This is a genomic window from Sphingomonas sp., assembly GCF_019746015.1.
GTDB lineage: Bacteria > Pseudomonadota > Alphaproteobacteria > Sphingomonadales > Sphingomonadaceae > Sphingomonas.
Map to the genome: position 1 here is coordinate 1 of NZ_JAIESM010000077.1, position 13,628 is coordinate 13,628.

Below are 13,628 nucleotides of genomic sequence, written 5' to 3' on the forward strand. Positions count from 1 at the left end.
TCGATCTTGCCGGTCTGAATGAGCGTCAGCAGCTCGAACAGCTCGTCGAACGTGCCAAAGCCGCCGGGAAACGCCGCCAGCGCGCGTGCGTGCAGCAGGAAGTGCATCTTGCGCAGCGCGAAATAATGGAACTGCAGGCTGAGGCGCGGCGTGACATAGGAATTGGGCGCCTGTTCGTGTGGCAGCACGATGTTGAGGCCGATCGATTCGGCGCCCACATCGGTGGCCCCGCGATTGGCCGCTTCCATGATCGAGGGGCCACCGCCCGAACAGACGACGAAGTGGCGCTTGCCCTGCGCGTCGGGCGGAATCTGGCTGACCAGCCGGGCGAGCTTGCGCGCTTCATCATAATAGCGCGCCTTGGCGGCTAGGCTTTCGGCGATCCGCCGCGCCGGGCCTTCGGGTGCCGCCGCCAGCATCTGGGCGGCCGCCTCCGGCTCGGGGATCCGCGCCGAGCCGTAAAAGACGAAGGTCGAGGCGATGTTCGCCTCCTCCAGGATCAGGTCGGGCTTCAGCAGCTCCAGCTGGAAGCGCACCGGCCGCAAATCCTCGCGCAGCAGGAAGTCCATGTCCTGAAACGCCAGCCGATAGGCCGGGTCCAGCGTTTGCGGGGTGAGCGGCATCGCCTTGGCGGTGGCGGCATCTTCGCGCGCACGGGCGAACACGCGCGCCGGTATCTTGCGGTCAGTCATTGGCTGGGCCCTAGCCCAAAGCGGCGGCCAAGGGAAAGCGCTGGATGCCCGGGGCATGGGTTTTCGGTGTGACTGAGGCGGCACCGGCCCGCTCCCCCACCCGACCACCCAACGGCAGTATCTTGTGGGTGGTCGGGTGGGGGAGCGGGCCGGTGCGGTAAGCGTTTCGGTTCAACCGAAACCAAATCTAACGACAAAACCCGGCGCGGTCGTCTTCCAGGTGGAGATGGTCGGCATGGGCGGCATTGTAATCGGGGCTGAGCACGGTGCCGAAGCGCTTGCAGGCAGAGGCCCGGATGACGCGCAGAAATTCGCGCTCGCGCTCGTCCCCGCTCCACCAGCCCTGCTTCACCGCGATGCGCCGTCCGTCGGCCATGACGAAGGCAGCGACATCGACTGCGTTGGCAATCGCATGGCCCGAACGGCGCCCGGCGCTATAGGCATTGCCGATGACGTTGCGGCACGCATAGCTGCCGAACGTCTCGATCCGCACCAGCCGCCCGCCCAGTATCTCGCGCGCGGCCGGGGTGACGCCGCCGCGCGCCCAGCCGACAAAGGTGCGCGCCAGGCCACAGCGCATCGGCTTCAGATTGGTGACGGCAACGCCGATGTCGTTCAGCATTACCGTGCCCGCGAGCGCGCAGCCGCCGCCGAAATTCTGGTCCGGCACCGGCGTATAGGAAATATTGAGGCGCGAAAGATCGGCCAGGCACTGGCGCGTCTCCGCACTTGCCGGCACGGCCACCGATGGCCGCGCGCTCGGCACCGGCGCCTGCGGCCGGTCCCCGCCGAAACACCCGGCAAGCAACAGGGCAAGGGCAAGCACGCGCATGGAACAGCACTTAACAGGCCTTGGTAAACGCACCCTCAACCCGTTGCTTCGGTCTGCGTTCCACGCTCGGCCGGCAGCGTGGGCGCGCGCCGCCTTGGCCGGAACAGGGCAAAGCCGATGATGAAGGCACTTGTCAGCACAATCTCGCCCCACAGCATGATGGTCGTCGAACCGCGATCATGCAGCAGCCCGAGCAGCGCGGGCATATAGGCGACGGAAAGATTGCCGATCGCGCTGAGCACCGCGCCCTTGCTGGCCGCCGTGCCGGTGCCGATCGCCTCGCACTGCAGCGCGGCGAAGGCGGTATAGGCAAAGCCGATCAGAAAGGCATAGGTCGTCGTCGTCACGGCAAAGGCCCAGGGGGTGCGCGGCATCAGCAGCACGAACAGCGCGCCGCCAACCAGCAGCGCCCCGGCAACTAGGTAGGAATCGATCCGGTCGAACCGATCAGCCACCGCGCCATAGAGCAGGGCCGCCACCGCCGAGCTGATCGCGGCCCCGGTGCCCGTCACCAACGAGACCAGATCGGCGCTTGCGCCCCATTCGGAGGCAACGCCGCTCCACAGATAGGACGCGCCACCGGCGCCGATCGGCGTGGCGAACATAATCAGCACATAGCGGCTGCGGACATGGCGAGCGAGGTCGATCAGATCGCCCCCGATGGCGGCCAGGCGCCCGCCGAGCGACTGGCTGAGGTGCTGGCGGTGCGGTTCGGCCATGCCCAGCATCGCCACCGCCGGCAGCAATTCGATCAGGCCGATGATCGCCGCCGTCACCCCGGCGCCCCAATGGGTGAGCGACCATAACGCAAAGCCGCCGCCCAGCCCCTGGCAGACCAGAAACCCGCCCTGCAAATAGCTGGCCGCAGCGCCCAGCCGTCTCGGGTCGACCGTCAGCGCAATCAGCCCGTAAATCGCAATCGTGCCGATCTCCGCCGCCAGCGCGCCGGCAAAGGCGATGGCGGCGATCAGCACGGTGCTTTCGGGGCGGACCGGCACCAGCAGCAGAGCGGCGGTAAGGATTGCCGTCGCCAGCGCGCCGCCGGCGACCCAGCCACGCATCGAGCCGGCCAGATCCACCAGCGGCGTGGCGATGATCTTTACCGTCGCGGCAAAGGCGGCAAGCCCGATCACCGAGCCGATCGCCGCGATGGAGAGGCCCTGCCGCGCCGCGACATAGGGAAAGGCGACCGTCACCACCCCCAGCTGCAACCCCTTTGTCGAGCACAGCATGAAGAGCCACGGCGGCGTGAAGCCCGCGCCATCGCCTTGTGTCATCCGCCCCCCTTGTTCAGGCGGCATATCCCATGATTTCAGAAACCGCCATTGACAGCATGTGAAACATCTTTACCGCGGTTGACGGGCCACGCGGTCCCAACGCCGCGCGTGCTCTCTGCAAGGAGAGACTTACATGACTGCACCTGCCGCGCTCGACGCAACCCTTGCGTCCGCCATTCAAAAACCCGCCAATATTCCGGCTCGCCCCTATTTCTCGTCGGGGCCGTGCGCCAAGCCGCCTGGCTGGGACGCGGCCAAGCTTGCCACCGACTCGCTCGGCCGCTCGCACCGCTCGAAAATCGGCAAGGCGCGGCTCCAGCATGCGATCGACCTCATCCGCCGCGTGCTGCGCGTGCCGGAAACGCACCGCATCGGCATCGTGCCCGCCTCCGACACCGGCGCCTTTGAAATGGCGATGTGGACGATGCTGGGCGCGCGGCCGGTAACGGCGCTGGCCTGGGAAAGCTTTGGCGAGGGCTGGATTACCGACGCGGCCAAGCAGCTGAAGCTCGACCCCACCGTCCTGCGCGCCGATTATGGCGCGCTGCCCGATCTTACCGCCGTCGGCTGGTCGCATGACGTGCTGTTCACCTGGAACGGCACCACTTCCGGCGTGCGCGTGCCGAATGGCGACTGGATCGCCGACGACCGGCAGGGGCTGAGCTTCAACGACGCGACCAGCGCCGTCTTTGCCTATGACATGCCCTGGGCCAAGCTCGATGTGACGACCTTTTCATGGCAGAAGGTGCTGGGCGGCGAGGGCGCGCACGGCGTCATCATCCTCGGCCCGTGCGCAGTCGACCGGCTGCTCAGCCACACCCCAGCCTGGCCGCTGCCCAAGATCTTCCGCCTCGTCTCCAAGGGCGCGCTGACCGAAGGCGTGTTCAAGGGGGAGACGATCAACACCCCCTCCATGCTGGCGGTGGAGGACGTGATCTTCGCGCTGGAATGGGCCGAGGGGCTGGGCGGGCTCGACGCGCTGATCGCCCGGAGCGATGCCAACGCCGCCGCGCTCGACCGCATCGTCGCCGCGCGTGACTGGCTGGGCCATCTCGCCCCCGATCCGGCGACGCGCTCGAAGACCAGCGTGTGCCTGACCGTGGAGGGCGCCGACGAGGCTTTCATCAAGAAGATGGCCGGCGCGCTGGAAAAGGAAGGCGCCGCCTATGACGTCGCCGGCTATCGCGACGCGCCGCCGGGCCTGCGCATCTGGTGCGGCGCGACGGTCGATACCGCCGATATCGTGGCGCTCGGGCCGTGGCTCGACTGGGCCTACGCCACCGCCAAGGCCGGCTGAACCCACCTCAATGATGTGCTCCCGCGAAGGCGGGAGCCCAGTCTGGGTCCCCGCCTTCGCGGGGACACACATTTTTCTCAAGGAATCTTTCCGATGCCCAAAGTGCTGATTTCCGACAAAATGGACCCGCAAGCCGCCGCCATCTTCCGGGCCCGCGGGGTGGAGGTGGACGAAATCACCGGCAAGACGCCCGACGAGCTCAAGGCGATCATCGGCGAGTATGACGGGCTCGCCATCCGCTCCTCGACCAAGGTGACCAAGGACATTCTGGCGCATGCGGCCCGGCTGAAAGTGGTCGGCCGCGCCGGCATTGGCGTCGACAATGTCGACATCCCCGCCGCCAGCGCGAAGGGCGTGGTGGTGATGAACACCCCGTTCGGCAATTCGATCACCACCGCCGAACATGCCATTGCGCTGATGTTCGCGCTCGCGCGCCAGCTTCCCGAAGCGGACGCCAGCACCCAGGCCGGCAAGTGGGAGAAGAACCGCTTCATGGGCGTGGAACTCTACGCCAAGACTTTGGGGCTGATCGGCGCGGGCAATATCGGCTCGATCGTTGCCGACCGCGCGCTGGGGCTGAAGATGAAGGTCATTGCCTATGACCCCTTCCTGACGCCCGAACGCGCCATCGAACTGGGCGTGGAGAAGGTGACGCTGGACGAGCTGCTGGCGCGGGCCGACTTCATCACGCTGCACACGCCGCTGACGGACCAGACGCGCGGCATCCTGTCGGCCGAGGCACTGGCCAAGACGAAGAAGGGCGTGCGCATCATCAACTGCGCGCGCGGCGGGCTGATCGACGAGGCGGCGCTGAAGGCGGGGCTCGATTCGGGCCATATCGGCGGCGCCGCGCTCGACGTGTTCGCCACCGAACCGGCAACCGAATCGCCGCTGTTCGGCACGCCGGGCTTCATTTCCACCCCGCATCTGGGCGCCTCCACCACCGAGGCGCAGGTGAATGTCGCCATCCAGGTTGCCGAGCAGATGGCCGATTATCTGGTGTCGGGCGGCATCACCAATGCGCTGAACGTGCCCAGCCTGTCGGCCGAGGAAGCCCCCAAGCTGAAGCCCTATATGGCGCTGGCCGAGAAGCTGGGCAGCCTGATCGGCCAGCTGGCGCATGGCGCGCTGGGCGGCGTGGCGATCGAGGTGGAAGGCGCGGCCGCCAGCCTGAACCAGAAGCCCATCACCAGCGCGGTGCTGGCGGGCATGCTGCGCGTCCATTCGGACACGGTGAACATGGTCAACGCGCCGTTCCTGGCCAAGGAGCGCGGGCTCGACGTGCGCGAGGTACGGCACGACCGCGAAGGCGATTATCACACGCTGGTGCGGGTGACGGTGAAGACCGATGCCGGCGAGCGCTCGGTGGCGGGCACGCTGTTCGGCGATCAGGCGCCGCGCCTGGTTGAACTGTTCGGCATCAAGGTGGAGGCCGATCTGGTCGGGCCGATGCTCTATGTCGTGAACGAGGACGCACCGGGTTTCATCGGCCGGATCGGCACCGCCCTAGGCGCTGCGAACGTGAATATCGGCACCTTCCATCTCGGCCGGCGCGCAGCGGGTGGCGAGGCGGTGCTGCTGCTGTCGGTCGACGATCCGGTAACGACCGGGCTGATCGACACGGTGCGCCATCTGCCCGGCGTGAAAACGGCCATGGCGCTCAGCTTCAGTTGAGCTAGGAAGCGCGCATGACTGCCCTGCTCCCCGAAGGATTTCACGACCGGCTGCCCCCCTTTGCCGATGCCGCGGCGCGGGTGGAAGCGGGCGTGCTCGATACCGCCTTTGCCCATGGCTATGAACGGATCGACGCGCCGCTGGTGGAATATTTCGAGGGGCTGGCGGCGCGGCTGAAGGCGGTGCGCTCGCTGGATGCGGTGCGCTTCGTCGATCCGGTGTCGCAGCGCACGCTCGCCATCCGGCCCGACATCACCGCGCAGGTCGGGCGGATCGCAGCGACGCGGATGGCGCACCATCCGCGCCCGGTGCGCCTGTCCTATGCCGGCCAGGTGGTGAAGCTGCGCGGCCGCGAGCTGACGCCCGAGCGCGAGGCGCGCCAGATCGGCTGCGAGCTGATCGGGCTGGACAGTGTCGCGGCGGCCCGCGAGATCGTCGGCGTGGCGGTGGAGGCGTTGCAGGCCGCCGGCGTTGCCGGCCTGTCGATCGACTTCACCCTGCCCGATCTGGTCGATGTGCTGGCGGCCGGGCCGCTGGCCTGCCCGGCGGACCGGCTGGAGGCGCTGAAGGACCGGCTCGATGCCAAGGATGCCGGCGGCGTCGCCGCCATCGACGCGCGCTATCTGCCGCTCATTGAAGCGGCAGGGCCGTTCGCTGCCGCGCATGACCGGCTGTGCGCGTTCGATGTGGGCGGTGCGTTGCGCTCGCGGCTCGACGGGCTGTGGCAGATTGCCCAGTCGCTCGACGGCCGGATCGCGATGACGCTCGACCCCACCGAGCGACACGGCTTCGAATATCAAAGCTGGATCGGCTTTTCGATCTTCGCCGATGGCGTGCGCGGCGAGATCGGGCGTGGCGGCAGCTATGCGGTAATGCACGACGATGGCCGCGAGGAACCGGCGATCGGCTTTTCGCTCTATCCCGACGCCATTGTCGATGGCGGCCTGAGCGCGCCCGAGCGGCGGCGGCTGTTCGTCCCGCTGGGCACCGACGCAGCGCTGGCCGCACGGATGCGCGTCGAAGGCTGGGTGACGGTCGCACAGCTCGACCCTGCCGACACGCCCGGCGCCCAGCTGTGCACCCATGTACTGGAGGGAGAGGCCGCGCGCCCGGCCTGACCACGGGCATGATCGTTTGAGGGCCGGAACGAAATCGGCTACAGTCCCGCTATCATCCGCTGCCGCAACGGGCAGCCAGTCCGGGGGGGGCGGGGGCATGCCATATCCAAGGGCGCATCTTTATGTGATGGTCGTCATCGCGGTGACGGTGCTGGGGTTCTGGCCGACCTATTTCTCCGTGCTGGGCCAGGGACCGTGGCAGTTTCATGCGCACGGCATTGCCGCCGGGCTGTGGATATTGATGGTCGCCGCACAGGGATGGACCGCGCAGCAGCGCTGGTTCGGCGTGCACGGCGCGATCGGCAAGGCCAGCCTCATCCTGTTTCCGTTCCTGATCGGCGGCCTCGCCGCGATCATCGACCTGACCGGCAAAAGCTATGTCGCGGGCGGCGACCCGGTGCGCACCCAATATGGCGGCGCCTTTCTGATCGGGCTGGTGGTGGCGGTGTGCGCCTATCTGTTCCTGTTTCAGGCGGCGCTCCGGCACCGGCGCAAAACCTGGGTGCATGCCGGCTATATGCTGGCCACGCCGCTCATCCTCTGGGAATCGCCGTTCAGCCGGGTGCTGAACATGGTCATGCCCGGGCTGCAGATCGCCGGACCGCAGGATTTTGACCGGATCCTGCCGTCCATCCTGTGGGCGGATGCCAGCGCGCTGCTGTTCTGCCTTGTCGTCCGCTGGCGGGTCGGCGCACGCGCGCAGCCTTTCGTCGTCGCCGCCGGCTTCATTGCCGCACAGATGGTCGCGATGGCGTTCATGGGCAATCTGCCGCCGGTGCTGCAAATGCTGACGATGATCGGCCGGACGCCAAGCGTGCTGGTGGTCGCGATCGGCTTTGGCGCGGGCGCGGTGGCAAGCGCGGCCGGCTGGCGCGCCGGCAGACGCCCCGCCAGACCCCGCGCCGGCGCCGCCCTGCCAGCCTGATCACGTCGCGCCCCGGCGCGCGCTAACGCCGCGGCACCACGCGCAGGTCGTGCTCGATATAGAGCAGCACCTCGGTCGGGCCGAGCAGCGCCCAGCGCACCGGCTGCGTCAGCTGGCCAGCCTCTGCCACATATCCCTCGCCAAAGGCGCGCGCGGCGGCATTGGCATCGGCAGCAATCGCGGCGATGATCTGCGCACGATATTGGCTGGGGTTGACGATCGAAACGCCCGGTTCGCCGGTTTCTTCCATCAGCGCCCGGCCGATCTTCGGCACCGCCTTCACGAACGCGGTCAGCCGGTCGATTGCGGCGAGCGCATTGTCGCCCTCAAGCGGCGTCTTGACGAAGAAGGCCACTTCCTCCGCATCATCGCGATCATCGTCCTTCTCGAATTTCAGCTTGTCCCGGTAGTTGGCCAGCGTGAGCGGCTGGATGACCTCGCCGCCATAGGCAAGCGCGATGCGCCCGCTGGCGCCCAGCTCGATCGCAGCACGGACGGTATCCAGAATTTCCTTGCGGCGTGCGTCCCTGTCGCGCGTGTCGCCATAGATGCGCACGTTGACCACGGCGAAATCCGCCCGCCGCTTGATACCCACGCCCGATATCTGCTGAACGGCGGCGGTGCGCCGCGCGCCGGTGACGACAATTTCCTGCGCGCGCACCGGCACGGCCAACACGGCAATCGCCACGGCCGCCAAGACAAATTTTTGCATCGCCCTCTCCCGCCCTTGGTGCGCGAAATGTTGGACCGGGGGCGCCACCCTGTCTAGAGGACGCCTGCAACGGATAAGGAAGCATCAATTGGCAAACGTCGCCGTGATCGGCGCCCAATGGGGCGATGAGGGCAAGGGCAAGATTGTCGACTGGCTGGCCGAGCGCGCGGATATGGTGGTGCGCTTTCAGGGCGGCCATAATGCCGGGCACACGCTGGTGGTGGGCGACAAGACCTACAAGCTGTCGCTGCTCCCCTCCGGCATCGTGCGCGGCACGCCCAGCGTGATCGGCAATGGCGTGGTGCTCGACCCCTGGGCGCTGCGCGACGAGGTGCACAAGCTGCGCGACCAGGGCGTGGACGTGACCCCCGACACGCTGATGATCGCCGAAACCTGCCCGCTGATCCTGCCCTTTCACCGCGATCTGGACGCGCTGCGCGAGGATGCGTCGGGCGCGGGCAAGATCGGCACGACGCGGCGCGGCATTGGCCCCGCCTATGAAGACAAGGTCGGCCGGCGCGCGATCCGGCTGTGCGATCTGGCGCATCTGGATGCGCTGGGGCCGCAGCTCGACCGGCTGACCGCGCACCACGACGCGCTGCGCGCAGGCTTTGGTCAGCCGCCGATCGACCGGGCGACGCTGATCGCCGAGCTGACCGACATTGCCGGTTTCGTGCTGCCGTTCATGCGGCCGGTCTGGCGCGACCTGGCCGAGGCGCGCGCGCGCGGCCGGCGCATCCTGTTCGAGGGCGCGCAGGGCGTGCTGCTCGACATCGACCATGGCACCTATCCGTTCGTCACCTCGTCCAACACGGTCGCGGGCACGGCGTCGAGCGGATCGGGCATCGGCCCGTCGGGCGTCGGCTTCGTGCTGGGGATCGCCAAGGCCTATACCACGCGGGTGGGCGCCGGCCCCTTTCCCAGCGAGCTGGAGGATGACATCGGCGAGCGGCTGGGCATGCGCGGGCGCGAATTCGGCACGGTGACCGGGCGCAAGCGGCGCTGCGGCTGGTTCGACGCGGTGCTGGTGCGGCAATCGGCGGCGGTCAGCGGCATCACCGGCATCGCGCTCACCAAGCTCGACGTGCTCGACGGGTTTGACGAGGTGAAGATCTGCACCGGCTATCGGCTGGGCGGGCGCGTGCTGGACTATTTCCCGGCGCACGCCGCCGAGCAGGCCGGGGTGGAGCCGATCTACGAAACCCTGCCCGGCTGGCACGAAACCACCGCGGGCGCGCGCAGCTGGGCCGATCTTCCGGCGGCGGCGATCAAATATATCAAGCGGATCGAGGAACTGATCCGCTGCCCGGTCGCGCTCGTCTCCACCAGCCCCGAGCGCGACGACACCATCCTGGTCCGCGATCCGTTCGCGGATTGATGGGTTGAAACCCTGGCGGCACCGGCCCGCTCCCCCACCCGACCTCCCAACGGCAGTATCTTGTGGGAGGTCGGGTGGGGGAGCGGGCCGGCACTGCTTCAGCGAAGCTGAAACCCACCCAAAAACATCAGCGCGGCGGCGGCACCGCGCCGGCGCCGGGGCGCGACAGGCTGTCATCGGGCGTCGTGGTGCCGCTCGGCTGCTTGCCCTTGTGCTTGCCCGGGCGCGACGGGTCGGTGGCGGCGTCGCTGGCATTGCCCATGCTGGCGCTGCTGCTGTTGGCATAGGGGTCGCCCTGCGCGACCGGGGCGCCGGGGTCGGTGCTGTTCTGGGGCGCAGCGTTCGACACGGTCTGGGCAAGCGCGGCGCTCGCCAGCCCAAGCGTGGCCACGCCGAAAAAAGTGAGATAACGCATAGGGATACTCCGGGGACGCGGCCCATCACGCAAGCCGCACGCCTATAACCGATAAGGCTTTCAGGCGGTTGCGCGGCTCATCCCGGCTTTCAACCGCATTGCCCCCGATGGCGCAGCATATGGTCAGCCAGCACCAGAGCGACCATCGCCTCCACCACCGGCGCGCCGCGAATGCCGACGCACGGATCGTGCCGACCGCTGGTCGAGATTTCGGTCGCGTCGCCGGCGCGGGTGATCGTCTCGACCGGGGTCAGGATCGAGCTGGTCGGCTTGAACGCCACGCGCAGGCGGATCGGCTGGCCAGTGGAGATGCCGCCGGCAATCCCGCCGGCATGGTTGGCCAGGAACACCGGGCCGCCGGCGCCGGGGCGCATCGCATCGGCATTGTCTTCCCCGCGCGCAGCCGCCGCCGCAAAACCGTCGCCGATCTCCACCCCCTTCACCGCGTTGATGCCCATGCAGGCAGCGGCGAGCTCTGCATCGAGCTTGGCATAAATCGGCGCGCCCCAGCCGGCGGGCACGCCCACCGCCTCGCACGCGATCACCGCGCCCAGCGACGACCCGGCCTTGCGCGCGGCGTCGATCAGCCCGGCCCAGCGCACCGCCGCCACCGCATCGGGGCAGAAGAACGGGTTCGAATCGATCTCGTCGCCGTCAAAATGCGCCGGGTCGATCGCGTCGCCGCCGATTGCCTCCACCCAGGCGCGGATGCTGACCGCCGGCATCAGCTTGCGCGCTATCGCGCCGGCGGCCACCCGCATCGCCGTTTCGCGCGCCGAACTGCGCCCGCCACCGCGCGGGTCGCGCCGGCCATATTTGGCGTCATAGGCATAATCGGCATGGCCGGGGCGATAGGCCTGGGCGACGCCGGCATAATCCTTCGACCGCTGATCGACATTGTCGATGACGAGGCTGATCGGCGTGCCGGTCGTCTGCCCCTCATACACGCCCGACAGGATGCGCACCGCGTCCGGCTCCTGCCGCTGCGTCGTATAGCGCGACTGGCCCGGGCGGCGCTTCTCGAGAAAAGGCTGGATGTCGGCCTCCGACAGCGCGATGCCCGGCGGACAGCCATCGACCACCGCGCCAATCGCCGGCCCGTGGCTCTCGCCCCAGGTCGTCACGCGGAACAGATGGCCGAAACTGTTGTGCGACATCAGAATTTCCGCGTGAGGGTGGGGATTTCGTCGCGATAGCGAAAGCGCAGCGCCGACCATGTCGCATCGATCGCAATCTGGGTGACGGGCAGCAGATCGTGCGCAGCAAGCGGTTCCCAGCCGGAATCGCGGCTGATGTCGGTTTTGATCGCGCCGGTTTTCTTGGGGTAAGCGAACCACAGCGCCCCCCCGCGCCGATAGAGCGGCAGCGCCTCGGCCAGGCGCGGCGCGACATCGGCGGCCGTTGCCACGAACGCAACGATCAGCGCCGGCGCCTCCCCCTCGGGCAGGGCGAGATCAACACCCTCGGGCAACGCGAAGACACGGGCCGTCATGCCCGGTTTGAAGCCCAGCTTGTCGGGAACCGTCCGGCTCACGCCAGCGCAATGTCCGGTGCGTCTTCGGCCTTCATGCCGATGACGTGATAGCCCGCATCGACATGGTGCGTCTCGCCCGTCACGCCGCTCGACAGGTCGCTGAGCAGATAGAGCCCGGCGCCGCCGACATCCTCGATCGTGACGTTGCGCTTCAGCGGAGCGTTATACTCGTTCCACTTCAGGATCAGGCGGAAATCGCCGATGCCCGAGGCGGCGAGCGTCTTGATCGGCCCGGCCGAAATCGCGTTCACGCGGATGCCGTCGCGGCCCAGATCGGCGGCGAGATACTTCACGCTTGTCTCCAGCGCCGATTTGGCGACCCCCATCACATTGTAATGCGGCACCACCTTTTCGGCGCCATAATAGCTGAGGGTGAGGAGCGCGCCGCCATCGGGCATCATTGCCGCCGCGCGCTGGGCAACGGCGGTGAAGGAATAGACGCTGACGTTCATCGTCAGCAGGAAATTGTCGAGGCTGGTGTCGCAATAGCGGCCGCGCAGCTCGTTCTTGTCCGAAAAGCCGATCGCGTGGACGACGAAGTCGATCGTCGGCCAGCGGCTGGCAAGCTCGGCAAAGCAGCGGTCGAGCGCGGCCATGTCGGCCACGTCGCAATCGATCAGGAACGGGCCGTTGGCGCCCCCTGCCCCTTCATCCAGCAGCGACTGGGCCAGTGGGCGCACCCGCTTTTCCATCACCTCGCCCTGATAGCTGAAGGCAAGTTCGGCCCCCGCCTCGCTCAGCTTCTTCGCAATGCCCCAGGCCAGCGACTTGTCGTTGGCCAGCCCCATGATGAGGCCGCGCTTGCCGTGCATCAATCCGGTCACGCCGCAATCTCCATTGTGTTTTCGTCTCTTACGCCTTGTTCCTCGGCCTCGGCTAGGGCCGCGTTGAGCTGCGCGCCGACCACCAGCCCCAGCCCTACCAGAAAGAAGAAGATCAGCGCCACCATCACGCCGGCCAGCCCGCCATAGGTAAGGTCATAGCTGACCACGTTGCTGAGCACGAAGGGGAGCGCAGTGGTGACGCCGATCCACCACAGCGCAGTGAGCAACGCGCCGGGCCATTTGGGCGCGCGGCTTTCGCGATATTGGGGCGGGGTGAGCGTGTAGAACAGCGCGTAAAGCGCGCCGAACAGGGCCAGCGGCGGCGCGAATTTGGTGAGCGTCAAAATCAGCCGCGCATCGGTGGCAAAGGGGAACAGCCGCGACAGCAGCTGCTCGGCGGCGACCAAAGTCACCTGCAGGCTGAACGCCAGCAGCACCAGCAGCAGCGAGCCGATGATCGAGACGATCGAGAACAGCCGGTAATGCCAGAAGGGGCGGATCATCTGCACGCCATAGGCGCGGCGCAGAATGTCGCGGATCGTTTCGACAAAGCTGGTCGTGCTCCACAGGCAGACCAGCGCCCCCAGCCACAGCGCCCGGCCCGAGCGCGCGCCGAGCGCCGCCCGGATCGGATCCTTCAGCACATCTGCCACCTCCGGCGGCACGCTTTGCAGGAAGGTTTCGACCGCGTTCAGCCCCACCTCGGTCCGGCCGACCAGCTGGGCAAGGGCTGCGGCCACGATGAAAAAGGGAAACAGCGTCAGCAGCGACAGATAGGCCAGATTGCCGGCATGGATGAACCCGTCCGCCAGCACGCCAGACAGCACGCGCCGGCCGATTTCATGCAGATAGCTGCCCGGCGCCATGAACGCGAGGCGCCGGTTGAGCCGGACCCCGCGCTCCGGGTGAAGACGGCGCTCCTCGGGCGATTGCGGCGAGACCGAGCGCAT

At 67.8% G+C, this 13,628-nt stretch carries 14 protein-coding genes; 5 read left to right on the forward strand and 9 right to left on the reverse strand.

Annotated elements, in window-relative coordinates:
- The 3 genes from K2Y03_RS10955 to K2Y03_RS10965 form a co-directional block, all read right to left on the reverse strand.
- The coding region (locus K2Y03_RS10955; protein WP_294090714.1) for an LOG family protein at positions 1-692 on the reverse strand (692 nt) is incomplete at its 3' end.
- Between the two features lie 187 nt (positions 693-879).
- Positions 880-1,524 (reverse strand): extensin family protein, encoded by a 645-nt coding sequence (locus K2Y03_RS10960; RefSeq protein ID WP_294090715.1) that lies wholly within the window; start codon positions 1,522-1,524, stop codon positions 880-882.
- 35 nt (positions 1,525-1,559) lie between these two features.
- Complete coding sequence (locus K2Y03_RS10965; RefSeq protein ID WP_294090716.1) at positions 1,560-2,801, reverse strand: MFS transporter; 1,242 nt, start codon at positions 2,799-2,801, stop codon at positions 1,560-1,562.
- Positions 2,802-2,934: 133 nt separating this feature from the next.
- On the opposite strand from K2Y03_RS10965, the gene K2Y03_RS10970 reads away from it, so the two are divergent.
- From K2Y03_RS10970 to K2Y03_RS10985, 4 genes are all read left to right on the forward strand, one after another.
- Positions 2,935-4,098 (forward strand): phosphoserine transaminase, encoded by a 1,164-nt coding sequence (locus K2Y03_RS10970; RefSeq protein ID WP_294090717.1) that lies wholly within the window; start codon positions 2,935-2,937, stop codon positions 4,096-4,098.
- Between the two features lie 93 nt (positions 4,099-4,191).
- Entirely contained in the window at positions 4,192-5,772 is a 1,581-nt protein-coding gene (serA, locus tag K2Y03_RS10975) for a phosphoglycerate dehydrogenase (protein WP_294090720.1), read from the forward strand.
- Positions 5,773-5,786: 14 nt separating this feature from the next.
- Positions 5,787-6,890, forward strand: a complete 1,104-nt coding sequence (locus tag K2Y03_RS10980; protein WP_294090721.1) for an ATP phosphoribosyltransferase regulatory subunit — start codon at positions 5,787-5,789, stop codon at positions 6,888-6,890.
- A 97-nt stretch (positions 6,891-6,987) separates the two neighbouring features.
- The gene (locus K2Y03_RS10985; protein WP_294090723.1) at positions 6,988-7,815 is read left to right on the forward strand and encodes a hypothetical protein; all 828 of its coding nucleotides are present in this window, start codon (positions 6,988-6,990) and stop codon (positions 7,813-7,815) included.
- Positions 7,816-7,837: 22 nt separating this feature from the next.
- Here the strand turns inward: K2Y03_RS10985 and K2Y03_RS10990 are convergent, their stop codons facing one another.
- The gene (locus K2Y03_RS10990; RefSeq protein ID WP_294090725.1) at positions 7,838-8,527 is read right to left on the reverse strand and encodes a TonB-dependent receptor; all 690 of its coding nucleotides are present in this window, start codon (positions 8,525-8,527) and stop codon (positions 7,838-7,840) included.
- A gap of 88 nt (positions 8,528-8,615) precedes the next feature.
- Here K2Y03_RS10990 and K2Y03_RS10995 point away from each other — a divergent pair, with 88 nt between their 5' ends.
- Positions 8,616-9,905, forward strand: a complete 1,290-nt coding sequence (locus K2Y03_RS10995; protein ID WP_294090727.1) for an adenylosuccinate synthase — start codon at positions 8,616-8,618, stop codon at positions 9,903-9,905.
- Positions 9,906-10,032: 127 nt separating this feature from the next.
- On the opposite strand, the gene K2Y03_RS11000 is transcribed toward K2Y03_RS10995, so the two are convergent.
- The 5 genes from K2Y03_RS11000 to K2Y03_RS11020 form a co-directional block, all read right to left on the reverse strand.
- Positions 10,033-10,320, reverse strand: coding sequence for a hypothetical protein (locus K2Y03_RS11000; RefSeq protein ID WP_294090730.1), 288 nt, complete (start codon positions 10,318-10,320; stop codon positions 10,033-10,035).
- An 89-nt stretch (positions 10,321-10,409) separates the two neighbouring features.
- Positions 10,410-11,477 carry a chorismate synthase gene (gene aroC, locus K2Y03_RS11005; RefSeq protein WP_294090731.1) on the reverse strand — a complete coding sequence of 356 codons (1,068 nt, stop codon included), beginning with the start codon at positions 11,475-11,477 and terminating at the stop codon, positions 10,410-10,412.
- Entirely contained in the window at positions 11,477-11,854 is a 378-nt protein-coding gene (locus K2Y03_RS11010) for a hypothetical protein (RefSeq protein WP_294090732.1), read from the reverse strand. The genes aroC and K2Y03_RS11010 overlap by 1 nt, the downstream gene beginning before the upstream one ends.
- Positions 11,851-12,678, reverse strand: a complete 828-nt coding sequence (gene fabI, locus K2Y03_RS11015) for an enoyl-ACP reductase FabI (RefSeq protein ID WP_294090734.1) — start codon at positions 12,676-12,678, stop codon at positions 11,851-11,853. Before fabI ends, K2Y03_RS11010 begins: the two co-directional genes overlap by 4 nt.
- On the reverse strand, positions 12,675-13,628 hold the full coding sequence (locus K2Y03_RS11020; RefSeq protein ID WP_294090736.1) for a YihY/virulence factor BrkB family protein: 954 nt from the start codon (positions 13,626-13,628) through the stop codon (positions 12,675-12,677). Before K2Y03_RS11020 ends, fabI begins: the two co-directional genes overlap by 4 nt.